The 24,898-nt window shown below is 61.6% G+C and carries 23 protein-coding genes; 15 read left to right on the forward strand and 8 right to left on the reverse strand.

All coding sequences use genetic code 11. The features are described from left to right. The first annotated feature begins 46 nt into the window (after nt 1-46). From ACQKP1_RS19925 to ACQKP1_RS19950, 6 genes are all read left to right on the forward strand, one after another. On the forward strand, nt 47-430 hold the full coding sequence (locus tag ACQKP1_RS19925) for a DUF4345 domain-containing protein (protein ID WP_427276697.1): 384 nt from the start codon (nt 47-49) through the stop codon (nt 428-430). A gap of 263 nt (nt 431-693) precedes the next feature. Further along, nucleotides 694-1,260 carry a F0F1 ATP synthase subunit delta gene (locus ACQKP1_RS19930; RefSeq protein WP_203018443.1) on the forward strand — a complete coding sequence of 189 codons (567 nt, stop codon included), beginning with the start codon at nt 694-696 and terminating at the stop codon, nt 1,258-1,260. Further along, complete coding sequence (atpA, locus tag ACQKP1_RS19935) at nt 1,260-2,789, forward strand: F0F1 ATP synthase subunit alpha (RefSeq protein ID WP_203018442.1); 1,530 nt, start codon at nt 1,260-1,262, stop codon at nt 2,787-2,789. Before ACQKP1_RS19930 ends, atpA begins: the two co-directional genes overlap by 1 nt. A gap of 29 nt (nt 2,790-2,818) precedes the next feature. Further along, a complete protein-coding gene (locus ACQKP1_RS19940; RefSeq protein ID WP_203018441.1) occupies nt 2,819-3,697 on the forward strand; it encodes a F0F1 ATP synthase subunit gamma in 879 nt (292 codons plus the stop codon). Between the two features lie 24 nt (nt 3,698-3,721). Continuing rightward, nucleotides 3,722-5,185, forward strand: a complete 1,464-nt coding sequence (atpD, locus tag ACQKP1_RS19945) for a F0F1 ATP synthase subunit beta (RefSeq protein ID WP_203018440.1) — start codon at nt 3,722-3,724, stop codon at nt 5,183-5,185. A 70-nt stretch (nt 5,186-5,255) separates the two neighbouring features. Further along, entirely contained in the window at nt 5,256-5,663 is a 408-nt protein-coding gene (locus tag ACQKP1_RS19950) for a F0F1 ATP synthase subunit epsilon (protein WP_006724481.1), read from the forward strand. Nucleotides 5,664-5,730: 67 nt separating this feature from the next. Here ACQKP1_RS19950 and ACQKP1_RS19955 read toward each other — a convergent pair whose 3' ends face one another. The 4 genes from ACQKP1_RS19955 to ACQKP1_RS19970 form a co-directional block, all read right to left on the reverse strand. After that, nucleotides 5,731-7,350, reverse strand: coding sequence for a GMC family oxidoreductase (locus ACQKP1_RS19955; protein ID WP_427276698.1), 1,620 nt, complete (start codon nt 7,348-7,350; stop codon nt 5,731-5,733). Nucleotides 7,351-7,362: 12 nt separating this feature from the next. Continuing rightward, on the reverse strand, nt 7,363-8,580 hold the full coding sequence (locus ACQKP1_RS19960; protein ID WP_427276699.1) for a mandelate racemase/muconate lactonizing enzyme family protein: 1,218 nt from the start codon (nt 8,578-8,580) through the stop codon (nt 7,363-7,365). A 42-nt stretch (nt 8,581-8,622) separates the two neighbouring features. Then, the gene (gene aldA / locus ACQKP1_RS19965; RefSeq protein WP_203018437.1) at nt 8,623-10,047 is read right to left on the reverse strand and encodes an aldehyde dehydrogenase; all 1,425 of its coding nucleotides are present in this window, start codon (nt 10,045-10,047) and stop codon (nt 8,623-8,625) included. 102 nt (nt 10,048-10,149) lie between these two features. Continuing rightward, a complete protein-coding gene (locus ACQKP1_RS19970) occupies nt 10,150-11,076 on the reverse strand; it encodes a LysR substrate-binding domain-containing protein (protein WP_427276700.1) in 927 nt (308 codons plus the stop codon). Between the two features lie 168 nt (nt 11,077-11,244). Here ACQKP1_RS19970 and ACQKP1_RS19975 point away from each other — a divergent pair, with 168 nt between their 5' ends. The 8 genes from ACQKP1_RS19975 (at nt 11,245) to ACQKP1_RS20010 (ending at nt 19,893) form a co-directional block, all read left to right on the forward strand. Further along, nucleotides 11,245-12,177, forward strand: a complete 933-nt coding sequence (locus ACQKP1_RS19975; protein WP_203018436.1) for an L-lactate dehydrogenase — start codon at nt 11,245-11,247, stop codon at nt 12,175-12,177. Between the two features lie 86 nt (nt 12,178-12,263). After that, nucleotides 12,264-12,629, forward strand: a complete 366-nt coding sequence (locus ACQKP1_RS19980; RefSeq protein WP_427276701.1) for an ArsR/SmtB family transcription factor — start codon at nt 12,264-12,266, stop codon at nt 12,627-12,629. A 28-nt stretch (nt 12,630-12,657) separates the two neighbouring features. After that, a complete protein-coding gene (locus ACQKP1_RS19985) occupies nt 12,658-13,596 on the forward strand; it encodes a LysR family transcriptional regulator (protein WP_427276702.1) in 939 nt (312 codons plus the stop codon). Nucleotides 13,597-13,662: 66 nt separating this feature from the next. Beyond that, nucleotides 13,663-14,142, forward strand: a complete 480-nt coding sequence (locus ACQKP1_RS19990) for a formate dehydrogenase subunit gamma (protein WP_140829549.1) — start codon at nt 13,663-13,665, stop codon at nt 14,140-14,142. After that, nucleotides 14,139-15,695, forward strand: coding sequence for a formate dehydrogenase beta subunit (locus ACQKP1_RS19995; RefSeq protein ID WP_427276703.1), 1,557 nt, complete (start codon nt 14,139-14,141; stop codon nt 15,693-15,695). Before ACQKP1_RS19990 ends, ACQKP1_RS19995 begins: the two co-directional genes overlap by 4 nt. 151 nt (nt 15,696-15,846) lie before the next feature. After that, a complete protein-coding gene (gene fdhF / locus ACQKP1_RS20000) occupies nt 15,847-18,729 on the forward strand; it encodes a formate dehydrogenase subunit alpha (protein ID WP_427276704.1) in 2,883 nt (960 codons plus the stop codon). Continuing rightward, nucleotides 18,726-19,556 (forward strand): formate dehydrogenase accessory sulfurtransferase FdhD, encoded by an 831-nt coding sequence (fdhD, locus tag ACQKP1_RS20005; RefSeq protein WP_427276705.1) that lies wholly within the window; start codon nt 18,726-18,728, stop codon nt 19,554-19,556. The genes fdhF and fdhD overlap by 4 nt, the downstream gene beginning before the upstream one ends. After that, the gene (locus ACQKP1_RS20010; protein ID WP_427276706.1) at nt 19,549-19,893 is read left to right on the forward strand and encodes a formate dehydrogenase subunit delta; all 345 of its coding nucleotides are present in this window, start codon (nt 19,549-19,551) and stop codon (nt 19,891-19,893) included. Before fdhD ends, ACQKP1_RS20010 begins: the two co-directional genes overlap by 8 nt. A 63-nt stretch (nt 19,894-19,956) precedes the next feature. Here ACQKP1_RS20010 and ACQKP1_RS20015 read toward each other — a convergent pair whose 3' ends face one another. The 4 genes from ACQKP1_RS20015 to rocF all read right to left on the reverse strand — a co-directional run bounded on the left by ACQKP1_RS20015 (nt 19,957) and on the right by rocF (nt 24,339). Next, entirely contained in the window at nt 19,957-20,802 is an 846-nt protein-coding gene (locus ACQKP1_RS20015) for an asparaginase domain-containing protein (protein ID WP_427276707.1), read from the reverse strand. 126 nt (nt 20,803-20,928) lie between these two features. Then, entirely contained in the window at nt 20,929-21,405 is a 477-nt protein-coding gene (locus tag ACQKP1_RS20020) for a chemotaxis protein CheW (RefSeq protein ID WP_006724495.1), read from the reverse strand. Beyond that, the gene (locus ACQKP1_RS20025; RefSeq protein WP_203018424.1) at nt 21,405-23,189 is read right to left on the reverse strand and encodes a methyl-accepting chemotaxis protein; all 1,785 of its coding nucleotides are present in this window, start codon (nt 23,187-23,189) and stop codon (nt 21,405-21,407) included. The genes ACQKP1_RS20020 and ACQKP1_RS20025 overlap by 1 nt, the downstream gene beginning before the upstream one ends. A gap of 214 nt (nt 23,190-23,403) precedes the next feature. Then, on the reverse strand, nt 23,404-24,339 hold the full coding sequence (gene rocF, locus ACQKP1_RS20030; RefSeq protein ID WP_427276708.1) for an arginase: 936 nt from the start codon (nt 24,337-24,339) through the stop codon (nt 23,404-23,406). Between the two features lie 123 nt (nt 24,340-24,462). Between rocF and ACQKP1_RS20035 the strand changes: the two genes are divergently transcribed. Continuing rightward, nucleotides 24,463-24,888 carry an Lrp/AsnC family transcriptional regulator gene (locus ACQKP1_RS20035; protein ID WP_006724498.1) on the forward strand — a complete coding sequence of 142 codons (426 nt, stop codon included), beginning with the start codon at nt 24,463-24,465 and terminating at the stop codon, nt 24,886-24,888. The last annotated feature ends 10 nt before the right edge of the window (nt 24,889-24,898 follow it).

Raw genomic sequence — 24,898 nt, forward strand, 5'->3', positions numbered from 1 at the left:
GTTTCGTGGCATAAGCCGCGCGATTTGTTTCCAAGCGGGTTAATCCATGGAATTCTACTTTCCCATCGAACTCGGCGAGCAGCTCGCCTTTCTTTCGGCTTCTGTCGCAGCGCTCATCGGGTGCTTTATCCTGTTTGCTCCAGGTCTCACCCTGAAGGCGCTTGCGCTTGTTCCGGCAGACGGCCGCCCGGAAGGGCTGGGAGCTGCGCGATCCATCGGCGGCTTGATCGTCGGCTTTGCCGGGACTGCGCTGCTGCTTGGCCAGCCAACGGTCTATCTGGCATTTGGCGCCGCCGTCGGGCTGTCCGCCTTCGCCCGGGTCCTATCCATCATGTCCGACCAGGGCAGCACCTGGCGCAACCTTCTCCTCCTGGTTGTGCAAGCGATCATCGCTTCGCTCGCCCTTGCCTATGTCTTTGGTCTGACTTGATCTTCGGTTTGTGGCAGGGCTTGGCCGATATCTCGTCAATTTGACGCAGTTTCGGACAAAAAAAGCCCCAAGGCCTTGCTCTCAAGGAGCAAACCGTTAATACGCGTGTTGCGAGTCTAGACCTGCTATGCTAGACGAACCGCGAAATTCGGAAAACGCAAGTGCAACATGCTTGTGTTTTTGGGGAAAAACAAAACGATATCAGGAGCTTGAGAGGCCTCGATAGAGGTGTCCGGCGCCCTGGATCAAGATCAGGGAATTTTTTGCCCGTGGCAGACGCATCCCAAGTGATTTCAGGCGTGGCGGAGCGTTACGCATCGTCGCTTTTCGAGCTTGCGCTCGAAGCCGGCGTGCTTGACGCCGTCGCCGCCGATCTCAACCGTTTCCAGGCGATGATCGACGAAAGCGCCGATCTGAAGCGCCTGGTACAGTCGCCCGTCTTCACGGCCGAAGACCAGGTCAAGGCTATCAGCGTCATCGGCGAAAAGGCCGGTTTCAGCGCGCTGGTGTTGAACTTCCTGAAGGTCGTCGCAAGCAATCGTCGCCTGTTTGCCGTTCCCGGCATGGTGGCTGCCTATCGCCAGATCCTCGCCCGTCACAAGGGTGAGATGACGGCTGACGTCACGTCTGCTCATGCCCTCTCGGCCGAGCAGGAAACTGAACTGAAAGCGGCGCTGAAGGGCGTTACCGGCAAGGAAGTTTCGATCTCCGTCACGGTCGACCCGTCCTTGCTCGGCGGCCTGATCGTCAAGATCGGCTCCCGCCAGATCGACACGTCCCTTCGCACCAAACTTTCCACCCTTAAGCTTGCACTGAAAGAGGTTGGCTGATGGATATCCGCGCCGCGGAAATTTCCGCAATTCTTAAAGATCAAATCAAGAACTTCGGCAAAGAGGCGGAAGTCTCTGAAGTTGGCCAGGTTCTGTCCGTCGGTGACGGTATCGCCCGCGTCTACGGCCTCGACAACGTTCAGGCCGGCGAAATGGTCGAGTTCCCGGGCGGCATCCGCGGCATGGCGCTCAACCTCGAAGCCGACAACGTCGGTGTGGTTATCTTCGGTGCCGACCGTGGCATCAAGGAAGGCGACATCGTCAAGCGGACCGGCGCAATCGTTGACGTTCCGGTTGGTCCGGAGCTGCTCGGCCGCGTCGTCGACGCGCTCGGCAACCCGATCGACGGCAAGGGCCCGATCAACGCGACCCGCCGTTCGCGCGTCGACGTGAAGGCTCCGGGCATCATCCCGCGCAAGTCGGTTCATGAGCCGATGTCGACCGGCCTCAAGGCCATTGACGCCCTGATCCCGGTCGGCCGTGGCCAGCGCGAGCTCGTCATCGGTGACCGTCAGACCGGTAAGACCGCCATCATTCTGGACGCCTTCCTCAACCAGAAGGCCATCCACGACAACGGTCCTGACGCTGAAAAGCTGTACTGCGTCTACGTCGCTATCGGTCAGAAGCGTTCGACTGTCGCCCAGTTCGTGAAGGTTCTCGAAGAGCGTGGCGCTCTCCAGTACTCGATCATCATCGCTGCTACCGCTTCGGACCCGGCTCCGATGCAGTATCTCGCACCGTTCGCCGGTTGCGCCATGGGCGAATACTTCCGCGACAATGGCCAGCACGCCCTGATCGCTTACGACGACCTGTCCAAGCAGGCTGTTGCTTACCGTCAGATGTCGCTGCTGCTGCGCCGTCCGCCGGGCCGCGAAGCTTACCCGGGCGACGTCTTCTATCTGCACTCCCGTCTGCTCGAGCGCGCCGCCAAGATGGGTGACGCTGCCGGTGCCGGCTCGCTGACCGCTCTGCCGGTCATCGAAACCCAGGGTAACGACGTTTCGGCCTTCATTCCGACCAACGTCATCTCGATCACCGACGGTCAGATCTTCCTTGAAACCGACCTGTTCTATCAGGGCATTCGTCCGGCCGTTAACGTCGGTCTGTCGGTATCGCGCGTCGGTTCTGCCGCGCAGATCAAGGCGATGAAGCAGGTTGCCGGCTCGATCAAGGGTGAACTCGCCCAGTATCGTGAAATGGCCGCCTTCGCCCAGTTCGGTTCCGACCTCGATGCCGCAACCCAGCGCCTGCTGAACCGTGGTGCCCGTCTGACGGAACTCCTGAAGCAGCCGCAGTTCTCGCCGCTGAAGACGGAAGAACAGGTTGCGGTGATCTTTGCTGGCGTGAACGGTTATCTGGACAAGATCCCCGTCAGCGACGTCGGCAAGTTCGAGCAGGGCTTCCTTTCCTACCTTCGTTCGGAAGGCAAGGCGATCCTGGACTCGATCCGCACCGAAAAGGCGATCAGCGACGACACCAAGGGCAAGCTCAAGGCCGCCCTCGACAGCTTCGCGAAGAACTTCGCCTAATTCAGGCTCAAGCCAAGGACGGATAACGGATGCCTTCACTTAAGGATCTGAAAAACCGGATCGCCTCCGTCAAGGCGACGCAGAAGATCACCAAGGCGATGAAGATGGTCGCCGCGGCGAAACTGCGTCGTGCGCAGGAAGCGGCCGAGGCTGCCCGCCCGTACTCGCAGCGCATGGGTGTCGTCCTGGCCAACATCGCGCAAGCCGTGGGTTCGGACGACAGCGCACCCCGCCTGATGACCGGTACTGGCAAGGACGACGTGCATCTGCTCGTCGTCTGCACTGCCGAGCGTGGTCTGTGCGGCGGTTTCAACTCGTCGATCGCCCGTTTCGCCCGTGACCATGCGCGCAAGCTCCTGGCCCAGGGCAAGACGGTGAAGTTCTTCTGCGTCGGCAAGAAGGGTTACGACAGCCTGCGTCGCGAATTCGCGGGCATGATCGTCGAACGAACGGATCTGCGTGAAGTGAAGCGTGTCGGCTTCACCAATGCGGATGCCATCGGTCGCAAGGTCATCGGCATGTTCGATCGCGGCGAATTCGATGTCTGCACGTTGTTCTACTCCGAGTTCAAGTCGGTGATCAGCCAGATCCCGACCGCCCAGCAGATCATCCCGGCCGCCCCGGCCGAGGCTGCTCCGCAGGGTGGCGCATCGGCTCTCTATGAATATGAGCCGGATGCGGCTGGGATCCTCGAGGATCTCATCCCGCGCAACATCTCGGTTCAGATTTTCCGGGCCCTGCTCGAGAACGTCGCGGGTGAAATGGGCGCCAAGATGAGCGCCATGGACAATGCGACACGCAATGCCGGTGAGATGATCAATAAGCTGACGCTTTCGTACAACCGCCAGCGTCAGGCGCAGATCACCAAGGAACTCATTGAAATCATTTCGGGCGCGGAAGCGCTCTGAGGTTAAGGAAAGAGGGTAAGATAAATGGCTAAGGCAGCTACCCCCAAGTCTAAGGCGGTGAAGTCCGCAGCCGGCGCTCTCGGCAAGGTCACGCAGGTCATCGGCGCCGTCGTCGACGTCTCGTTCGAAGGCGAACTGCCCCCGATCCTGAACGCGCTGGAAACCGACAACGGCGGCAACCGCCTCGTTCTCGAAGTTGCGCAGCACCTCGGTGAAAACCAGGTCCGCACGATCGCCATGGACTCGACCGAAGGTCTCGTCCGCGGTCAGCCGGTAACCGACACGGGCGCTCCGATCACCGTTCCGGTTGGTCCGGAAACGCTCGGTCGCATCATGAACGTCATCGGTGATCCGGTTGACGAAGCCGGCCCGCTGGTCACCGAAGGTCGCCGCGCCATCCACCAGGAAGCGCCGTCCTACGTCGAACAGTCGACGGAATCGCAGATCCTCGTCACCGGCATCAAGGTTGTCGACCTGCTCGCTCCTTACGCTAAGGGCGGCAAGATCGGCCTGTTCGGCGGCGCCGGCGTTGGCAAGACCGTTCTGATCATGGAACTGATCAACAACGTTGCGAAGGCACACGGCGGTTACTCGGTGTTCGCTGGCGTGGGTGAACGTACCCGCGAAGGCAACGACCTTTATCACGAAATGATCGAGTCCGGCGTCAACAAGCACGGCGGTGGCGAAGGCTCGAAGGCTGCGCTCGTTTACGGCCAGATGAACGAACCGCCGGGCGCCCGCGCTCGCGTTGCTCTCACCGGTCTGACGATCGCTGAAGACTTCCGCGACAAGGGCCAGGACGTTCTGTTCTTCGTCGACAACATCTTCCGCTTCACCCAGGCAGGTTCCGAAGTGTCGGCTCTGCTCGGCCGTATCCCGTCGGCCGTTGGTTATCAGCCGACGCTCGCCACCGACATGGGCCAGATGCAGGAACGCATCACCACCACGACCAAGGGCTCGATCACCTCGGTTCAGGCCATCTACGTTCCCGCCGACGACTTGACGGACCCGGCTCCGGCCACCTCGTTCGCCCACTTGGACGCAACGACCGTTCTGTCGCGTTCGATCGCCGAAAAGGGTATCTACCCGGCCGTTGACCCGCTCGACTCGACCTCGCGCATGCTCGACCCGATGATCATCGGCGAAGAGCACTACGAAGTCGCCCGTAAGGTTCAGTCGACCCTGCAGCGCTACAAGGCACTTCAGGACATCATCGCGATCCTGGGCATGGACGAACTGTCGGAAGACGACAAGCAGACCGTTGCCCGCGCTCGTAAGATCGAACGCTTCCTGTCGCAGCCGTTCTTCGTTGCCGAAGTCTTCACCGGTTCGCCGGGCAAGCTGGTTGCTCTCGAAGACACGATCAAGGGCTTCAAGGGCCTGGTCAACGGCGACTACGACCACCTGCCCGAAGCTGCCTTCTACATGGTCGGCTCCATCGAGGAAGCTATCGAGAAGGCCAAGCGCTTGGCTGCAGAAGCCGCTTAAGTACAGGGACTGCCGGCACGCGGGATCAACTCGCGTGCCGCCTCATCCTTCATGAGAGAAGTGAACGACCATGGCCGACAATTTCAACTTTGAGCTCGTTTCGCCCGAGCGTCTTCTGCTCTCCGAACTGGTGAGCGAAGTCGTGATTCCGGCAACGGAAGGCGAAATGACCGTCATGGCCAATCATGCGCCGACCATGACGACGATCAAGCCGGGCGTCGTGACTGTGAAGCTCGCTTCCGGTCAGGTCACGAAGTACGTGGTCTTCGGCGGCTTTGCCGACGTTCTGCCGACCGGCTGCACGCTGCTTGCCGAATCGGCCGTCCCGCTGGCCGAAATCGCTCCGGATACGCTGACCAAGCGCATCGACGAGGCACGCAAGGAACTCGAAGGCGTCGAGCATCACGAGCACCGTACCAAGCTCGAGCAGTATCTTGCCGAGCTGACCAATCTGAACGGCGTTCTCGTCGCTGCCTGATCGGCTTCGGACGACGGACAAGAATTGAAGCCGGACCTTTGGGTCCGGCTTTTTTAATGCCCTTAGGTCAGGCGGAGACGGCGTCTTCGAGGATCATCGCAGCACCCTTTTCCGCAACCATCATGGTCGGGGCGTTGATGTTGCCGGCTGTAATGTTGGGGAATACAGAGGCGTCGACGATGCGGAGACCCGGCACGCCATGCACGCGGAGCCGCGCATCCACCACAGCCTCATGCGGATTGGCACCCATCGCGCAGGTGCCGCAGAGGTGATAGATCGAGCCGCTGTTGAGACGGAAATAGTCGAGCAGCTTGTCATCTGTATCGGCAGCCTTGGATGGCGACACTTCCTCCTCGACCCAGCCTTCCAGCGCCCGCGCGTCCACGATGCGGCGCATCAACCGGCTGCCTTGCAAGACTTCCTCGATATCGCGATCCGTCGACAGGTAGTTTGGTCGAATGAGCGGAGCGTCGGCAGCGTCGGGCGAGGCGATCGAGATCGTGCCCTTGCTGGTCGGGCGGCAGGCATTGAAGGCGATCAGGAAACCGGGATAGGGCTCCGGTGTCAGGCCCGCGCGCGGGTTGTCCGGAATGCGGTAGGAGAGCGGGTTGAAATAGACCTGGATGTTCGGGCGCGTCTCCTCAGGCGATCCGCGGAAGAAGCCCCCGGCCTGATTGACGCTCATGGCGAAGGGGCCGGTACGCTTCAGGAGCCATGTCAGTCCGAAGCGCACCTGGCCAATGAGGCTCGCGAAATCGCCGTTCAGTGTGGGCTCTTTCGAACGGAAGTAGTAGCTGGCGCAGAGATGGTCCTTAAGGTTCTGGCCGACCGCCGGCAGATGTTTGCGGGTCTCGATGCCCTGCGCAAAGAGCATCGATCCATCGCCAAAGCCTGAAAGCTGCATCAGCTTTGGCGTATCGACGGCGCCGGCCGCCAGTATGACCTCGCGGCGCGCGGTGAAAGTTCTCACCCGGCCATGCTGCATGACCTCGATGCCCGACACCCTGCCATCCGTCTCGACCAGCAAACGCCGCGCATGTGCCTCGCGCTCGATTGTCAGGTTCGGTCGTTTGAGCGCCGGGCGCAGATATTCGGCGCTGGAATGCGAACGCTGGCCGCGCCTTGTATTGACGTCGTAGACGCCGGCCCCCTCAAGCGTCTCGCCGTTGAAATCCTCGTTCAGCGGGATGTCGAGCTCGTTACAGGCATTGAGGAAGGCGTCGCTTACCGGATGCGTGGCGCCACGCATCGGTGTCACATGGATCGGGCCGCTTCCGCCATGCCAGCGGCTTTCGCCACGGGCATGGGTTTCCAGCTTCCGGAAGAAGGGAAGCACGTCATCGAAGCCCCAGCCCGGGTTTCCGGCGTCGCGCCAGTCGTCGAAATCTTCGGCTGCGCCACGCACGAAAACCATGGCATTGATCGAGCCGGAGCCGCCCTGCACCTTGCCGCGCGGGGCGTAGATCCGCCGCCCGCCAAGGTTTGCCTCCGGCTCGGTACGGTACATCCAGTTGACCTTGGGATTGTAGTAGCTCTTGGCGTAGCCGACCGGGATCTTAAACCAGAAGGACTTGTCTTCGCCACCCGCCTCGATGAGCAGCACGGAATGACGCCCGCTTTCGCTCAGGCGGCTCGCCACGATGCAGCCTGCCGAGCCTGCACCGACCACGATGAAATCGAAGATCATGGGCGGAATCCTTTAGCCCTTGGCCGGCATGAAGGCCTTCACATCGGCATGCTCCGGCGCCATCTGCAGGTGCAGTCGCTCGCCGGTATAGGGCGTGTGGCGGGCGATGACCTCGTGGTTCAGCTCAATGCCGAGGCCCGGCTCGCGTGACGGGATGAGATAGCCGTGGTCGAAGCTCAGCTTTGTCTTCAGCACCTCGGCGTGGAAGCCGCCAAAATCCATGATCGCCTCATGGATGAGGAAGTTCGGGCAGGTGGCTGTGAGCTGGATCGAAGCGGCTGCCCCGACCGGGCCGTTGTAGAGATGCGGCGCAATCTGCGCATAAAAGGCCTCGGCCATCCCGGCGATCTTCTTCGCCTCCAGCAAGCCGCCGACGCGCGCGACATTCATTTGCAGGATGGACGCAGAGCCGTGCTGCAATACCCTCTGGAATTCATACTTTGTCGTCAGCCGCTCGCCAGTCGAGACAGGGATCGAAGTGGCGCGCGCGACTTCGGCCATCGCTGCTTCCTGGCCGGGCGGTACAGGCTCCTCGAACCAGAGCGGATCGTATTTCTCAAGGCGTTTGGCCAGCCGGATTGCCGAAGAGGGCACCATCTGGCCATGGGTGCCGAAGAGGATGTCGGCGCGGTTGCCGATCGCATCGCGGATCTTGCGGCAAAACTCCTCGCAGCGGTCCATGACCGGCAGCGACAGCTGATGGCCGGAATAGTTGGTGTAGGGGCCGGCCGGATCGAATTTCAGCCCGGTGAAGCCGGCCTCGACCATGCGGATTGCCTCTTCGGCAGCAAGATCCGGATCGTTGTAGTCGTATTCGCCGGCTGAATTCTTCGGATAGAGATAGGTATAGGCGCGCAGCTTGTCGTGGACCGGGCCGCCGAGCAGGTCTGCGACCGGCCGTCCTGCCGCCTTGCCGATGATGTCCCAGCAGGCGATTTCGAGACCCGAGATGATCCCGACCATAGTCGGATCGGGCCGCTGGGTGAAGCCGCTCGAATAGGCAGCGCGCCAGAATCGCTCGATCTGGTGCGGATCATGACCTTCGAGATAGCGGGTGAAGACGTCTTCGACGAGGACGGCGATGCCAGAGGGGTGAAAGGCGGTCGAGTAGATTTCACCGACGCCCTTGATGCCACAGGCCGTCTCCAGCTCGACAAAGATCCAGTACATCCCGCCGATATGCGGTGCGGGCGTTGCGACAACGTGTGTCTTGAGCGAAGCGACTTTCATAGATGCCCCCGATGAAGAATTCTTGAGCCGGCTAATCGGCGATCAGTGTTTCAAGATGACGAGGCGGGTCTGGGTGAACTCCAGCATGCCGTGCTTGCCATCATCGCCGCCGAGACCGGAGCGCTTCCAGCCGGCGTGGTAGCCCTGGTAGGGATCGGCCGGAAAGCGGTTGATGTAGAGCTCACCCGCCTCGATCTCGTTCGCCGCCTTCATCACCTTGCGGTAGTTTTCGGTGAAGACGACGGAGGCGAGGCCGAACTGGTGGTCGCTGGCCATGTCCAATGCCTCGTCGAAATCGGTGTAGGGAATGACTGCGAGTACGGGGCCGAAGACTTCTTCCTGGACGATTTCCATGTCCTGGCGGCAGTCGGAGAGCAGGGTCGGCGGATAGAAATAGCCGTCGCCTGCAGGCAGGAATCCGCCCGTCTCGATGACGGCGCCGTCTGCCTTGGCACGTTCCACCATGTGATGAACCCTGAGACGGGCTGCGGCATTGGCCAGCGGTCCCATGCGTGTCGGATCCTCGGCGCGGTCGCCATAATGGCGGCGTTCGAAGGCATCCTTGAGCTTGGCGAGAAGTGGGCCATGCACGGAGGCATGTACGTAAAGACGCTCGACGGAGGTGCAGACCTGGCCGCAATGGGCCGTCTTGGCCGCAAGCACGCTTTTCGTCACCACATCGAGATCGGCATCCGGCTCGACGATGACAGGTGTCTTGCCGCCGAGTTCCAGCGAGGGCTTGGCGATGTTTGCCTTGCAATAGTCGAGAACCACCTGGCCGGCAGCCACGCTTCCGGTCAGCGTGATCATGCCGACTTCGCGGCGGGTGCACATGACTTCTGCCACCTCATGGCTCATGGTCATGATGCTGACGAGACCCGCAGGGAGATCTGCCTCCTGGATCGCTTCGGCAAACACAAATGCGGAGCTCGGTGTGTTGTTGCTGGGCCTGACGACCACGGCATTGCCGGTGATCAGGGCCGGGGCGATCTTGCGCACCAGCGTGTAGATCGGGAAGTTGAAGGGGATCAAGCAGGCGACGACGCCGATCGGTGCCCGCTTCAGCATCAAGGTTTCATCCGGCGTATCGCTCTCGATCACCTCGCCCTCGACGCGGCGCGCCCATTCGGCGTGGTAGCGCATCAGTTCCACGCCGTAACCGGTTTCGGCCACGGCATCCTCGAGGCTCTTGCCGGATTCCTCAGCCAGTGCTGCACCAATCTTCTGCTGGTGGCGCTCCACGGCGTCGGCGAGCCTGCGGAGTGCATTGCCGCGCTCAATGGCGGGCAGACGCCCCCAGGGCTTCTGGGCAATAGCAGCAGCGTCCACCGCCTCGATCACATCAGCCTCTGTCGCCGATGTCACTGACGCAAAGACCCGACCGGTCGCCGGGTTCTTCACCTCGATCGGCTGGCGGGAACCGGTCTCGCGAAAGGATCCGGCGATGAAGTTGTGGAAGGTGGACATGGCAGGCACTCCGACTAAGGTCAGTTCGCCAGCAGTAGGAAGTTGCCCTTCCTGCTTCGCAAGCGACTTATTGTCGGGTCGAGCATTCCAAAAAGGAATGCTTCAAGCGTGCGCTTGTTTGAGCTGTGCAATCGAGCCTTCGGTGATTTCTTGCCGCAGCCAGCATTTGAGCGCTTCGACATGCGGAGACAGCGCCCGGTCGGTGCGTGTCACCAGCCAGTAAGATTCGTGCCCCTCCACCTCGACATCCAATACCTGGGTGAGCGCGCCCGTCTGCATCAGCGGTGCTACCATCGAGCGATCCGCCACCGCGACCCCGAGTCCATTGCAGGCGGCTTCGATCACGAGATCGAGGAGGTCGAATTCAAGGCCACCAGCTGTGTCAGTTTCGGTGAGCCCCGCCGCATCCAGCCAACGTTGCCAGGTGAGGTAACGTTGATCGGCAGATGCGAGTACATGCAGGAAGGTGAAGCGCGAGAGATCGATGGTCTCGCCAGCTCGCAATCCGTCCATGAGATGTGGCGCGCAGATGGCAATATGCCGTTCGGTGAACAGTCGTTCCGACTTGAGGCTTGGCCATTCTCCATCGCCGAAGCGGATCGCGCAGTCCAGCATTCCGCGCTCCGAAAGATTGTCTTCGACATCCGTGGTGATGCTCAGATCCACGTCGGGCAGGATGGCTCGAAGGTTCGTCAGGCGCGGCATCAGCCAGCGCTTGGCAAAGGTCGGCGGCACATTGATCCGGAGACGGCGGAGATTGCTCTTCTCGCGAATATTGCGAACGGTCATCTCGACCGTGTGGAAGGCCTGCTGCAGCGAGGCCAGCAGTTCGGCACCGGAGGGCGTCAGCTCCAGGTGATGATGCCTGCGGATGACAAGGGGTTCGCCGAGCTGTTCCTCGAGATTGCGCACCTGACGGCTGACGGCGCTCTGGGTAAGGTTCAGCAATTCCGCTGCACGCGTGAAGCTGCGGGTCTGACCGACCACCTCAAATACCTTCATCGCGGATAGCGCCGGCAGTCGTCTCATGATCCCTCGTGATGCTCCGATGAGCCTTTGATGATTAAATCAGAGGCCACAGACCTGCGCCATGCAGTTTTGACGCGAATGTGTCATGCTTTCCGGTATAGCTGATTGAAAGTGTCGGGTGACCGATGAGATAAGGAACCAGCATTTTATGCTTTCGGGGGAATCGGCATGAAGGTCGGTATCGTGGGTGCGGGAATGGTCGGCAGCTCGGCGGGTTATGCGCTGGCGCTGATGGGGCTTGCCAGCGAGATCGTGCTCATCGATCGCAATGAGGCACTCGCCATCGCGCAGGCGGAAGACATTGCCCATGCGGTACCGTTCATGTCCTCGACCATCGTGAATGCCGGGCAGTACCGGGATCTTGAGGGCGCGGGTGTGGTCATCCTCTCCGCCGGTGTGAGCCAGAAACCCGGCGAAACACGCCTCGAGCTTCTGGAGCGCAACGCTGCGGTCTTCCGTTCCGTGCTTGCCGAGGTGTTGCCGGTCGCACCGGATGCAATTCTGCTGATCGCCTCCAACCCCGTCGATATCATGACCCAGATCACCACACGACTTTCCGGGCTCGATCCTCGCCGGGTGATCGGCTCCGGGACCATTCTCGACACCGCGCGTTTCCGCAGCCTTGTCGGGCGGCATCTCGGGATTTCCCCGCAATCGGTGCATGCCTATGTGCTCGGCGAACATGGTGACAGCGAGGTTCTCGCCTGGACGAGTGCCCGTGCAGGCTCCGTGCCGCTGTCTTCCTTTGCCGCGCAAGTCGGGTCCCCGCTTACGGCGGAAGTCCGCGCCCAGATCGACGACGGCGTGCGCAACGCGGCCTACAAGATCATCAACGGCAAGGGCTCGACCTATTACGGGATCGGCGCAGGTCTCGCCCGTATCGTCAAGGCGATCGCGCGTGATCAGCGCGATGTGCTGTCCGTTTCCATCACAACCCCGGAGGTGGCTGGCGTTCGTGATGTCGCTCTATCAATTCCGCGCGTGGTCGGTGCCGAAGGTGTCGTCGCCGATCTGTTTCCCGATCTCGACGACGAGGAGTATGCGGCCTTGAACCGCAGTGCGTCGCTTTTGAAGGAACGAGCCGACGCCATTCCTTTATAGGGGGAACTGCCTATATAATGCCAGGATATGCAGGCGCACAAGCGCCGCGACGATCAGATACTGCGCTCCGATTTCTGGATCACTTGATGGACGAAACGCCGCCACTCACCCCTGAGGCTCTCGATGATTTCCTGCTGAAGGCGCGTGCCGCCAGCGGGCTTTTAAAGGCGCTGTCGCACGAGACGCGTCTGTTGATGCTCTGCATGCTCTGCCAGGGCGAGAAGACGGTCACGGAAATCGAACAGTTCCTTGGCATCCAGCAGGCCGTCGTTTCCCAGCAGCTTGCGCGGCTCAGAGGCGACAAGGTTGTCCAGACCCGCCGCGAAGGACGCCAGATCTATTACCGGATCGCCGATCCGCAACTCGCTGAACTGATCTCTGTTCTCTACAAGATGTATTGCGGCCCGACACCCGTCACGAACAGCCAAACGGCGGCGCTCACCGAGGCGTAAGCTCAAGAGCGCATCGAAAGGGCGGGGGATGATCGACAAGCTGGAATTCTTCATCGCGCTCGCCCGCCAGCAGCATTTCGGTCGCGCAGCCGAGGAATGCGGCGTGACACAGCCGACGCTGTCGGCCGGCATCCGACAGCTCGAGGAGCAGCTGGGCGTCATGCTGGTGCAGCGCGGTTCGCGCTTTCTCGGTCTCACCCCGGAAGGCCAGCGGGTGCTCGAATGGGCGCGGCGGATCGTTGGCGATACACGCACCATGCGCGAAGAAATGCGCGCTGCCCGGCGCGGTCTTGCGGGGCATATCCGGCTCGCGGTCATTCCCACCGCGCTTGCCATGGTGCAGAAGCTCACCGAACCCTTCCAGGCCCGGCATCCGGACGTCACTTTTTCCGTCGTGTCGCGCACCTCGCTGCAGGTGTTGAGCCTACTTGAGAATCTCGAGATCGACGCCGGCATCACCTATCTCGACAACGAGCCGCTCGGGCGGGTGACAAGCGTGCCGCTCTATTCCGAGCGCTACCACCTGATCACCGGTGTCGGTACCCCGCTTGCCGATCGCGACAGCGTCACCTGGAGCGAGGTTGCCGATCTCAGGCTCTGTCTTCTGACTGCCGACATGCAGAACCGCCGGATCATAAACCAGCACATGACTGAGGCGGGCGTGTCGCCCATGCCGACACTCGAATCCAATTCGATGATCGTGCTTTTCTCCCATATCCGCACCGGCAAATGGGCCTCGATCATGCCGAGAAACGTGGCTGAATCCTTTGGCTTCGGCGAGGAGATCCGGATGATCCCGATCACGGCCCCGGACGCCGAGCATCTGGTGGGACTGGTCGCCACCCATCGCGAACCCTTCACCCCGCTCGTCTCCGGCCTGTTGCATGAGGCACGCTTGCTGGCGGCCTCGCATGCCTTCGATAGAAATCTTCTATCGAGCGACGGAAGCGCCGTATTGACCTCCTGACATCAGACCCATCATCATCTTCCGATAGACGAACCTGTCAGAGCTCGGCGGGCGAGGAGGATTTCGATGAATATTCGTGTGGCTGCGGACGACGTCTCCGCCCGCATATCGGCCGTGATCGCCGAGTTGCAGCATCTGGAGGGGCCGATGCTGCCGATCCTGCACCGTCTGCAGGAGGAATTCGGCTATATCCCTGAGATCGCAAAGCAGATCATCGCCAGCGCGCTGAACCTGTCGCGCGCCGAGGTGCATGGCGTCATCACCTTCTACCACGACTTCCGCGCCCAGCCGGCCGGACGGCATGTGCTGAAGCTCTGTCGCGCCGAGGCTTGCCAGTCGATGGGCTGCGAGCCTCTTGCGGACAAGATCAAGGCCAAGCTCGGCATCGACTGGCACGAGACGACGGCGGATGGTGCTGTCACCCTCGAACCCGTCTTCTGTCTCGGCCTCTGCGCCCAGGCGCCAGCCGCCATGCTCGATGGTGAGCTGCACGCCCGGCTCGACGAGCACTGTCTTAGCGACATTCTGGCGGAGGTGCGCTCATGAGCGTTACCGTTTTCGTCCCTCGCGATGCCGCAGCGCTTGCCGTCGGTGCCGACAAGGTGGCGGCTGCCATCGAGCACGAAGCCAGGGCGCGCGGCCAGGATGTCAACATCGTCCGCAATGGCTCACGCGGCATGCTATGGCTGGAAGTGCTGGTCGAGGTCCGCACAGACAAGGGCCGTGTCGCCTATGGTCCAGTCAAGGCTTCGGATGTGCCATCCCTGTTCGATGCCGGTTTCCTTCATGGGGGCGACCATCCGCTCGGCCATGGCCTCACCCACGACATCCCCTTCCTCAAGGGGCAGACGCGGCTGACCTTCGCCCGCTGTGGCGTCACCGATCCACTGTCGCTTGATGACTACCGCCACTATCAGGGCCTCAAGGGTCTCGCCAATGCGATTGCCATGGCGCCGGCCGAGATCGTCAAACAGGTCACCGACAGCGGCTTGCGCGGTCGTGGCGGTGCCGGCTTCCCGACCGGCATCAAGTGGAAGACGGTTGCGGACGCGAAGGCCGACCAGAAATACATCGTCTGTAATGCAGACGAGGGCGACAGCGGCACCTTTGCCGACCGGATGATCATGGAAGGCGATCCCTTCGTGCTGATCGAAGGCATGGCGATTGCCGGCATCGCGGTCGGCGCCACCAAGGGCTATGTCTATACCCGCTCCGAATATCCGCATGCCATCGCCATGATGGAAGAGGCGATCGCGATCGCCCGCCGCGAGGGCATCCTCGGTGACTCCGTCCTGGGCTCACCTTACGCCTTCGATATGGAAGTGCGCATGGGCGCCGGTGCCTATGTCTGCGGCGAGGAAACCTCTCTGCTCAATTCGCTGGAAGGAAAGCGCGGCGTGGTGCGCGCCAAGCCGCCGCTTCCTGCGCTTCAGGGCCTGTTCGGCAAGCCGACCGTCGTCAATAACGTCATGTCGCTCGCTTCCATTCCCGTGATCATGGATCGGGGTGCTGCGTTCTACCGCGATTTCGGCGTCGGCCGCTCGCATGGCACGATCCCGATCCAGCTTGCCGGCAATCTCAAGCATGGCGGCCTCTTTGAGACCGCCTTCGGTCTGCCGCTCGGCCAGCTCATCAACGAGATCGGCGGCGGCACGATTTCGGGGCGTCCGGTCAAGGCAGTGCAGGTGGGCGGGCCGCTCGGCGCCTACTTCCCGCCGTCGCTGTTCGACACGATCTTCGACTACGAGGCCTTCACCGCCGCCGGTGGCCTGATTGGCCATGCCGGCGTGGTGGTCTTCGACGATACGGCTGACATGCTGAAACAGGCGCGTTTCGCCATGGAGTTCTGTGCGGTCGAAAGCTGCGGCAAGTGCACGCCCTGTCGCATCGGCTCCACCCGTGGTGTGGAGACGGTCGACAAGATTGCTCGGGGCATCGAGCCAGAGAAGAACAAGGTGCTGCTGGAGGATCTCTGCAACACCATGAAGTTTGGATCGCTCTGTGCTCTGGGTGGTTTCACGCCTTATCCTGTCATGAGCGCCATGACGCATTTTCCGGAGGATTTTGCGCGGGTGCCTGTGGTGGAGGCTGCGGAATGATGGGCGGTTCTCTTTCGTCATCCTCGCGCTTGTCCCGAGGATCTACCGACTTTGTCATGCGGGTGACGTTCATTGCTGAACCGACACCCGAAATTCAGACGCAGCAGATCCTCGGGACAAGCCCGAGGATGACGGCGGAAAGGTAAGCGCCATGCCCCTCGTTCCTGAAATCGACTACGGCACGCCCGCTTCGCGCTCGGAAAAACTGGTGACGCTCACCATCGATGGCCGCGAGATCACGGTGCCGGAGGGTACGTCGATCATGCGCGCCTCGATGGAGGCCGGCATTCAGGTGCCGAAGCTCTGCGCCACGGACATGGTCGATGCCTTCGGTTCCTGCCGCCTCTGTCTGATCGAGGTGGAGGGCCGCAACGGCACGCCCGCCTCCTGCACGACGCCGGTTGCGCCCGGCATCGTCGTTCACACCCAGACGGAGCGGTTGAAGGCCATCCGCAAGGGCGTGATGGAGCTCTATATCTCCGACCACCCGCTCGACTGTCTGACCTGTGCTGCCAATGGCGACTGCGAGCTGCAGGACATGGCCGGTGCCGTGGGCCTGCGCGATGTGCGCTATGGCTATGAGGGCGAAAACCACGTGAAGGCGCGGTCTGCCGAAGGCGGGATCAACGCCCAGTGGATGCCGAAGGACGAGAGCAATCCCTATTTCACCTATGACCCGTCGAAATGTATCGTCTGTTCGCGTTGCGTGCGCGCCTGCGAAGAGGTGCAGGGTACGTTTGCGCTGACCATCGAGGGCCGTGGCTTCGACAGCCGCGTGTCACCCGGCGCGCATGAAGCCTTCCTCTCGTCGGAATGCGTCTCCTGCGGTGCCTGCGTGCAGGCCTGCCCGACCGCGACGCTGACGGAGAAGTCCGTCATCGCCATTGGTCAGCCGGAGCATTCCGCCGTCACCACCTGCGCCTATTGCGGCGTCGGCTGTTCGTTCAAGGCGGAGATGCGCGGCGAAGAGCTGGTGCGCATGGTGCCGTGGAAGGATGGCCAGGCCAATCGCGGCCATTCCTGCGTCAAGGGCCGCTTCGCCTATGGCTATGCCAGCCACAAGGACCGCATTCTCAACCCGATGATCCGCGAGAAGATCAGTGATCCCTGGCGCGAAGTAACCTGGGAAGAGGCCTATGCGCACGTCGCCTCCGAGTTCAAGCGGATCCAGTATCAGTATGGCCGGGAAGCCATCGGCGGCATCACCTCGTCGCGCTGCACCAATGAAGAGACCTATCTGGTCCAGAAGCTGATCCGCGCCGGCTTCGGCAACAACAATGTCGACACCTGCGCCCGCGTCTGCCATTCGCCGACCGGTTACGGTCTCGGCCAGGCTTTCGGCACCTCTGCCGGTACGCAGAATTTCGATTCGGTCGAGCATTCCGATGTCGTGGTCGTCATTGGCGCCAACCCGACCGATGGCCATCCCGTCTTCGGCTCGCGGCTGAAGAAGCGGCTGCGCCAGGGCGCCAAGCTGATCGTGATTGACCCGCGCCGCATCGATCTTGTGCGCACCCCGCATGTGGAAGCGGCCCACCATCTGCCGCTGAAGCCCGGCACCAATGTCGCCGTCTTGACGGCACTGGCCCATGTCATCGTCACCGAAGGCCTGTTCGATGAGCGCTTCATCCGCGAGCGTTGCGACTGGTCGGAGTTTGAGGATTGGGCCGGTTTCGTCTCCGAGCCGCAACATTCGCCGGAGGAAACCGAGAAGTTCACCGGCGTGCCTGCTGCCGAACTCCGTGGTGCCGCCCGCCTGTTTGCCACCGGCGGCAATGGCGCCATCTATTACGGCCTCGGCGTCACGGAACACAGCCAGGGCTCCACCACGGTTATGGCGATCGCCAATCTCGCCATGGTCACCGGCAATATCGGCCGCCCCGGCGTTGGCGTGAATCCGCTGCGCGGCCAGAACAATGTCCAGGGTTCCTGCGACATGGGTTCCTTCCCGCATGAGCTTCCGGGTTACCGCCACGTCTCCGACGATGCGACTCGCGAGACCTTCGAAAAACTCTGGGGTGTCGAGCTCAGCAACGAGCCTGGCCTGCGCATCCCCAACATGCTGGACGCTGCCGTCGATGGCTCCTTCAAGGGGATCTATATCCAGGGCGAGGACATCCTGCAGTCCGATCCCGATACCAAGCATGTCTCGGCGGGACTCGCTGCCATGGAATGCGTCGTGGTCCACGACCTCTTCCTCAACGAGACGGCAAACTACGCGCATGTCTTCCTGCCGGGTTCGACCTTCCTCGAAAAGGACGGGACCTTCACCAATGCCGAGCGCCGTATCAACCGCGTGCGCAAGGTGATGAGCCCGAAGAACGGCTATGCGGATTGGGAAGTGACCCAGAAGCTCGCCCAGGCCATGGGGCTTTCCTGGAACTACACCCATCCGTCTCAGATCATGGACGAGATCGCAGCGACGACCCCGAGCTTTGCCGGCGTCTCCTACGACTATCTGGAAAAGATGGGCTCCGTGCAGTGGCCCTGCAACGAGAAGTTCCCTGTGGGATCGCCGATCATGCATGTCGACGGCTTCGTGCGCGGCAAGGGAAAGTTCATCCGCACCGAATACGTCGCGACGGACGAGCGCACCGGACCGCGTTTCCCGCTGCTGTTGACGACAGGTCGCATCCTTTCCCAGTACAATGTCGGGGCGCAGACGCGGCGTACCGACAATGTCGTTTGGCATGAGGAAGACCGGCTGGAGATCCATCCGCACGATGCAGAACAGCGCGGCGTCAAGGATGGCGACTGGATCAAGCTTGCCAGCCGTTCCGGCGATACGACGCTTCGCGCCTTGATTACCGATCGCGTCGCGCCGGGCGTGGTCTATACGACCTTCCACCATCCGAATACGCAGGCGAATGTCATCACCACCGACTTCTCCGACTGGGCCACCAATTGCCCGGAATACAAGGTGACCGCCGTGCAGGTCTCGCCGTCGAACGGCCCTACCGAATGGCAGGAAGAGTATGAAGAACTGTCGCGTCAGTCGCGGCGGATCGTCGGCAAGCTGGAAGCGGCGGAATGAGCGACCTGATCGGCTCCACGGCGCGCATGGTCGGCGGGCTCAAGGCGAGCCGCGGGCTCGTTTCGAGCAGCAGCCGGCTCGTGCCGGAGGAGGTGCCGATTGCTTTTTCCTATGGCGGCACCACCCATGCGGTGATGATGGCGACGCCCGATGATCTCGAGGATTTTGCCGTCGGCTTTTCGCTCGCCGAAGGCATCATCGAGAGTGCCGAGGATGTACTTGCCATCGACCCAATCGAAGTGGGTGAGGGGATCGACGTCCAGGTGACCCTGAAGGAGATGACGGCCGAGGCGCTGGTTGCCAGGCGTCGGCGGATGGCCGGCCCTGTCGGCTGCGGTCTTTGCGGCATCGAGTCGATCGAACAGGCGAGCCGCCCTGTCCGGCTTGTCGGGGCGGAGGGATTGCGTATCACCGCGCGTGAGATCGCCGACGCCATGGTGCGCCTCGGTGCAGCGCAAGACCTCAACTGCCAGACGCGTGCCGTGCATGGCGCCGGCTTTTATATTCCCGATCAGGGGCTTGTCGCGATTCGCGAGGATGTCGGCCGTCATAATGCGCTCGACAAGCTCGTCGGTGCTGTTGTTATCGGCGGCTGGGGCCCTGCCCAAGGGGCGGTCGTGGTGACGAGTCGTCTGTCCGTCGAGATGGTGCAGAAGACGGCGGCCCTTGGCGCGCCGCTGCTGATTGCCATTTCCGCGCCGACGGCACTTGCCATCCGCACGGCGGCGCAAGCCGGGATCACCTTGATCGGGATCGCGCGTGACGAGGATTTCGAGATTTTCACCCGGCCCGACCGGGTGGCTGAGGGAGTAGCGCTGCATGTCTGAAACCGGCACGGATGCCAAACTGATCCGCATGGCGAACCAGATCGCCACTTTTTTTCTGTCGCAGCCGGAAGAGGTTCGTGCGGAGGGGGTGGCCACGCATATCAACAAGTTCTGGGAGGTCCGCATGCGTCGGCGTTTCCATGAACTGGTGGCGATCCCCGATGCCGGTTTTCTGCCGCTGGTGATCGAGGCCGCCAGCGGCATCAAACGCCCCGGCGCGCCGGATGCCACCGCCGTCGGCCTTGGACGGGAGGCCGCCGATGGTGCACCCGGCGGCAAAGGTGTTGCCGCAGGCGAATCGCTATCGGAGCCGAGCATCCCGGAGACCACGCTCTAAGCGAGGTGCCGCCCCCAGTGGGCGATGTCTGTTGAAACACGCGGAATGACCGAAGAGCTTTCGTCAGTTCAGCCAGAGATGGATGAGCGCGGCTTCCGGTGTCTCGGTGCCACCGTTTTCGATGCCCGTGCTCCAGAGACCGGCGCCGGCCGCATAGGCGCCCGGTGACAGGCCACCTGCCTCGCACTGGCTCACCGCCCGCAGCCGCTTTCCGTTTCTCACTGCTTCGGCGAGCACCGACAGCAGAACGGTATCGTTCATCGCCGTGCCGGCGCCGAAAATACGCAGCACCGCACCGTCCAGTCTTTCTAGCATCGCCTTCACGGCTTCTGCCGGAATGCCGGGGGAGAGCGTCAGGATCGCGAGCTTTCGGTCCTCAAAAGTCCGACGCTGCGGCACGTCGGGTGTCGCCTGCGGCTGCGCGCGAAACGCATCCGCTTCGTGGCTGTCATGTTTCACCAGGCCGTCAGCGGCGAGAAGTTTGCCTGCGAAGGCAAGGAAAACGCCGGGCTCTTTGCTTGCCGTAGCCGAGATCGCGAGATCGAGATTGCCCTCGGCATCGCCCTGATGCCCGAGTGGCAGCATCGAGCCGCAGAGGATCACGCGGCGGTTCTCCCCCGCCAGAGCCTGGCTCAGCGCTGCACCGGTAAAGGCCATGGTGTCTGTGCCGTGGGTGATGATTACGGCTGCGTCGGGGTGGCGGCGGACCGTTTCGAGCATTCGGTTCCAGTGGGCAGGACCCACATCGGCACTGTCGAGCAGGGGGTCGAAGACGTCAGCGGTCAAAACCGCGCCAGCGGGCAGGCGTTCCGCAATCGCTTCTTCCACGAGCCCCTTGAGGGGTGCCAGGCCCTCGGATGTCTCGGCCATCCCGATCGTTCCACCCGTGTGGATCAGCAGCAATTTCATTCTCGCCTCCCGGATTTGTCGTCATCTGGTAGGGCAGGGCTACGCTGAGATCAACCGGGCTTCGAAACGCGAAAGGGCAGCGCCTGACAGCGCTGCCCTTTCAAAATCAGTGAACTGTCGCCGTGATCAGGCGGCCAGATCTTCGAGATCGCTGCCCTTGAACATCTTGGCGAGGTTCAGGAAGCAGATCATGCCGTTCTCGTTGGCGATGATGCCTTCCGAGAAGGTCTTGTCGAAGGAGGCGGAAACTTCCGGCACCGGCTGTACCTGACTCGACGGGATGGTCAGGATGTCCGAAACGCGGTCGACCAGCATGCCGATGACCATGTTGTGGACTTCGGCCACGACGATCGCCGAACGCTCGTTGGCAACCGTGCTCTTCATGCCCAGCTTGTAGGCCAAGTCGATGATCGGGATAACCGAGCCGCGCAGGTTCATCACACCGATGACATCGGCCGGCGCATGCGGGATCGGCGTCGAGGGTGCCCAGCCGCGGATTTCGCGGATGGTCGTAGTCTTGACGCAGAATTCCTGATCATGAAGCCGGAAGGCGATGATCTCGAGGGTCTCACTGCCGAAGCTGGTGGAGCTGATAGTTGCCATTAGAAATCTTCCCAACCTTCCTGTACCTTGGCGGCGGCGGCGCCACCTGTGGCGCGAGCGACACTCGCCATGAGCTTGCGTGCCGGTGATGCCACAGGTGAAGCATCGGGACGCGCTTCCATGACTTTATGCGAAGAGTGTTGCCCAATTCTAAACTGCGACACCAGTTCGCGCAGTGAAGCCGCCTGTTTTGCAAGACTATGGCTCGCGGCAGTCGATTCTTCGACCATGGCGGCATTCTGCTGGGTGTTCTGGTCCATGGCGTTGACCGCCTTGTTGATCTCCGACAGTCCGGTCGACTGTTCGCGCGAGGCTTCGACGATCGCTGCGACGTTGGTGTTGATGTCCTTGACTTCAATGACGATCTGCTCGAGCGCCTTGCCCGTCTCGCCCACCAGCTGGACACCCGTCTTCACCTGATCCGAGGAGGTGTTGATCAGCGCCTTGATCTCCTTGGCGGCCGTTGCCGAACGCTGCGCCAGTTCACGTACTTCCTGGGCAACCACGGCAAAGCCCTTACCGGCTTCACCTGCGCGGGCAGCCTCGACACCCGCATTCAGGGCGAGGAGGTTCGTCTGGAAGGCGATGTCGTCGATCACGCCGATGATGTTGGAGATCTCCTTCGAGGAGTTCTCGATCTGGCCCATTGCTTCGATGGCGTTCTTGACCACATGACCCGAGCGCTCGGCACCTTCCTTGGTGCGTGCCACCAGCTGGCCAGCCTCATTGGCGCGCTTGGAACTATCGGCGACGGTCTGGGTGATCTGCTCCAGTGCGGCCGCCGTCTCCTCGACGGCTGCGGCCTGCTGTTCGGTGCGCTTGGCGAGATTGTCCGAAGCTTCGCGGATCTGCGAGGAGCCTGAGGCAATAGCATCCGTATTGTGGCTGACATTCTGCATTGCGGCTGCAATGCGTGTCATGGCGGCATTGAAGTCGGTGCGGATCTGTTCGAGCGACGGGATAAAGGGCTTGTCGATGGTCGCCGTCAGATCACCGTTGGCGAGCGCCGTCAGACCTCTGGCGATCTCCTCAACGGCGTTGACGCGGCCGGTGATATCAGTCGCATATTTCACGACCTTGAATACCCGTCCGCTGGCATCGAAAATCGGATTGTAGGAGGCCTGGATCCAGACGACCTTGCCGCCCTTGCCGATGCGCTTGAACTCCTCGGAGACGAATTTTCCCGCAGCGAGCGTCTTCCAGAAGTCGCGATAGGCGTCTGTTCGCGCGTAGTCTGGCTCACAAAACATAGAATGGTGCTTGCCGGCGATTTCACCCAGCGAATAGCCGAGAGTCGACAGGAAGTTTTCGTTGGCCGTCAGAATCTCGCCTGTCGGTGTGAACTCGATCGTCGCCTGCACGCGGGAGATCGCCTCGAGCTTGCCGCTGTCTTCCGCCGTTTTCAGCTTGGCTGCCGTGATGTCGGTCGCAAACTTGACGATCTTCCAGAGCTTGCCGTTCCTGAAGACAGGATTGTAGGAGGCCTGGATCCAGATTTCGCTGCCATCCTTCCTGAAACGCTTGTATTCGCGGCTCTCGAATTTCCCGGAATTGAGCATAGCCCAGAATTCTCGGTAGTCAGCGGTGGCGGTGTAGGCGGGATCACAGAAGATGCGGTGATGCTTCCCCTTGATCTCTTCTAGGCTATAACCGAGCGCACGACAGAAATTCTCGTTCGCTGTGATGATCGTCCCGTCCAGTTTGAACTCGATGACGGCCTGCGAGCGACCGAGTGCATCCAGCACCGCTTTCGATTCCAGTCCGGGAAATGCAATCAGTGCCATGTCGGCCCCCCAATAAGCGTGCACCGCCATTGGTGCTCACGGCGAATATTAGCCATTCCATCTTAAGCAATGGTCAATGTTTTGTGCTGTGGGCAAATGCCCGTGAGTAAAAATCGCTCATTTCTGATATTTTTTAGGGGGGTAAAGCTAACAAATTTCAATTTGGCTGCGGGAAATCATTCATACCGGTGCCAGCAGATATACAAGCGATGACCTAACCACCCCTCGTCGGACGGTCCAGAATGCGGCGGCCGAAGAGGCTCGCAGCCAGTTCCACCATGACACGGGCGCTGCGGCCTCGGTCATCGAGAAACGGGTTGAGCTCGACGAGGTCGAGGGAGGAGACAAGCCCGCTGTCGTGCAAAAGCTCCATGATCAGATGCGCCTCGCGGAAGGTCGCGCCGCCCGGAACCGTGGTGCCAACGCCGGGTGCAACGTCGGGATCGAGGAAGTCGACATCGAGGCTGACATGCAGCAGAGCGTTGGCCTCGCGGACATCGGCCAGGATGCGCTTGACGATGCTTCCCATGCCCTCTTCATCAATCGCGCGCATGTCGTAGACATTGACGGCATTCTCCGAGATCAGTCGGCGTTCCTCCTCGTCTACTGAACGGATGCCGACCTGGTAGACATGGCGTGAATCGACAAAGGGCCGTTCTTTGGGAAGGATCGGGGCAAATTCAGCCTTGCCGCAGAAGAACGCGACGGGCATGCCGTGGATATTACCCGACGGAGAGGTCTCCGGCGCATTAAAGTCCGAATGGGCATCCAGCCAAAGCACGTAGAGCGGTCGGCCCACCTCACTTGCATAACGCGCCATGCCGGAAACGCTGCCCATGGAGAGGCTGTGATCGCCGCCGAGCAGGATCGGGACGCCACCGCTTGTGGCCGCCTCATAGGTGGCGGCCTCGATTGCGCGGGTGAAGGCGCCGACGACGGGCAGGTTCTTGGCACGTGGCATGTCCGCCAGATCCGTCGCCGGCTCCGGCCGAAGATCGCCGCGATCCTCAACTTGATAGCCGAGGTCACGCATGGCCGGACCGATCCCCGCGATGCGATAGGCCGCAGGCCCCATGGCGCATCCGCCGCGGCCCGATCCCTCTTCGAGCGGTACCCCGATGAGGGCGACAGTCTTCTGTTGCATGGCCATGTCTCGTCCTTCTCTTCACTGACCCGCATGATCGGGCAAAGCGACGTTGTCAAAAAGGTGGAACTTCGTCACAAAGCGCTATAGTTTGCGCAGATCGCAACCGTGATGTGACAGTTTGTAAAAATGGACGACCTCGATCGCACCATCCTCGGCGCATTACGCCAGAACGCTCGCCTGCCCGTTGCTTCGCTTGCGGCGATGACGGGGGCTTCGCGCGCGACGATTTCGGCCCGAATCGACCGGCTGGTGGCGAACGGCACGATTGCAGCCTTTACCATCCTGACCGGCAGCGAGATCCAGCCCAGCGGTGTCAGGGCGATCATCATGATCGAGGTTGTCGGGAAGTTTCACGACCGGGTGGCGCATCAGCTGCGCGGTATGCCGCAGGTGCGTTCCCTGCACAGCACGAACGGCAAGTGGGACTTCATTGCCGAGCTGGAGGAGCGGGATCTCGCGAGCTTCGATGAGACGCTGCGACGGATCCGGCTGATCGAGGGGATCAACTTCACCGAAACCAACATTCTCCTCAAGACCAGCAAGGTCGCCTGATCGTTTCGAC

Origin of the sequence: Allorhizobium sp. NPDC080224 (genome assembly GCF_050281005.1) — a bacterium.
GTDB lineage: Bacteria > Pseudomonadota > Alphaproteobacteria > Rhizobiales > Rhizobiaceae > Allorhizobium.

What these genes read in the sequence shown, in the direction of transcription:
- aldA (WP_203018437.1), bottom strand. Translation starts at nt 10,047, where the DNA reads ATGTCCACCTTCCACAACTTCATCGCCGGATCCTTTCGCGAGACCGGT.
- ACQKP1_RS20025 (WP_203018424.1), bottom strand. Translation starts at nt 23,189, where the DNA reads ATGGCACTGATTGCATTTCCCGGACTGGAATCGAAAGCGGTGCTGGAT.
- ACQKP1_RS19970 (WP_427276700.1), bottom strand. Translation starts at nt 11,076, where the DNA reads ATGAGACGACTGCCGGCGCTATCCGCGATGAAGGTATTTGAGGTGGTC.
- rocF (WP_427276708.1), bottom strand. Translation starts at nt 24,339, where the DNA reads ATGGCCATGCAACAGAAGACTGTCGCCCTCATCGGGGTACCGCTCGAA.
- ACQKP1_RS19990 (WP_140829549.1), top strand. Translation starts at nt 13,663, where the DNA reads ATGAATATTCGTGTGGCTGCGGACGACGTCTCCGCCCGCATATCGGCC.
- ACQKP1_RS19985 (WP_427276702.1), top strand. Translation starts at nt 12,658, where the DNA reads ATGATCGACAAGCTGGAATTCTTCATCGCGCTCGCCCGCCAGCAGCAT.
- atpA (WP_203018442.1), top strand. Translation starts at nt 1,260, where the DNA reads ATGGATATCCGCGCCGCGGAAATTTCCGCAATTCTTAAAGATCAAATC.
- ACQKP1_RS19975 (WP_203018436.1), top strand. Translation starts at nt 11,245, where the DNA reads ATGAAGGTCGGTATCGTGGGTGCGGGAATGGTCGGCAGCTCGGCGGGT.
- ACQKP1_RS20010 (WP_427276706.1), top strand. Translation starts at nt 19,549, where the DNA reads ATGTCTGAAACCGGCACGGATGCCAAACTGATCCGCATGGCGAACCAG.
- ACQKP1_RS19980 (WP_427276701.1), top strand. Translation starts at nt 12,264, where the DNA reads ATGGACGAAACGCCGCCACTCACCCCTGAGGCTCTCGATGATTTCCTG.
- fdhF (WP_427276704.1), top strand. Translation starts at nt 15,847, where the DNA reads ATGCCCCTCGTTCCTGAAATCGACTACGGCACGCCCGCTTCGCGCTCG.
- ACQKP1_RS19925 (WP_427276697.1), top strand. Translation starts at nt 47, where the DNA reads ATGGAATTCTACTTTCCCATCGAACTCGGCGAGCAGCTCGCCTTTCTT.
- fdhD (WP_427276705.1), top strand. Translation starts at nt 18,726, where the DNA reads ATGAGCGACCTGATCGGCTCCACGGCGCGCATGGTCGGCGGGCTCAAG.
- ACQKP1_RS20015 (WP_427276707.1), bottom strand. Translation starts at nt 20,802, where the DNA reads ATGAAATTGCTGCTGATCCACACGGGTGGAACGATCGGGATGGCCGAG.
- atpD (WP_203018440.1), top strand. Translation starts at nt 3,722, where the DNA reads ATGGCTAAGGCAGCTACCCCCAAGTCTAAGGCGGTGAAGTCCGCAGCC.
- ACQKP1_RS19995 (WP_427276703.1), top strand. Translation starts at nt 14,139, where the DNA reads ATGAGCGTTACCGTTTTCGTCCCTCGCGATGCCGCAGCGCTTGCCGTC.
- ACQKP1_RS20020 (WP_006724495.1), bottom strand. Translation starts at nt 21,405, where the DNA reads ATGGCAACTATCAGCTCCACCAGCTTCGGCAGTGAGACCCTCGAGATC.
- ACQKP1_RS19955 (WP_427276698.1), bottom strand. Translation starts at nt 7,350, where the DNA reads ATGATCTTCGATTTCATCGTGGTCGGTGCAGGCTCGGCAGGCTGCATC.
- ACQKP1_RS19960 (WP_427276699.1), bottom strand. Translation starts at nt 8,580, where the DNA reads ATGAAAGTCGCTTCGCTCAAGACACACGTTGTCGCAACGCCCGCACCG.
- ACQKP1_RS20035 (WP_006724498.1), top strand. Translation starts at nt 24,463, where the DNA reads ATGGACGACCTCGATCGCACCATCCTCGGCGCATTACGCCAGAACGCT.
- ACQKP1_RS19940 (WP_203018441.1), top strand. Translation starts at nt 2,819, where the DNA reads ATGCCTTCACTTAAGGATCTGAAAAACCGGATCGCCTCCGTCAAGGCG.
- ACQKP1_RS19950 (WP_006724481.1), top strand. Translation starts at nt 5,256, where the DNA reads ATGGCCGACAATTTCAACTTTGAGCTCGTTTCGCCCGAGCGTCTTCTG.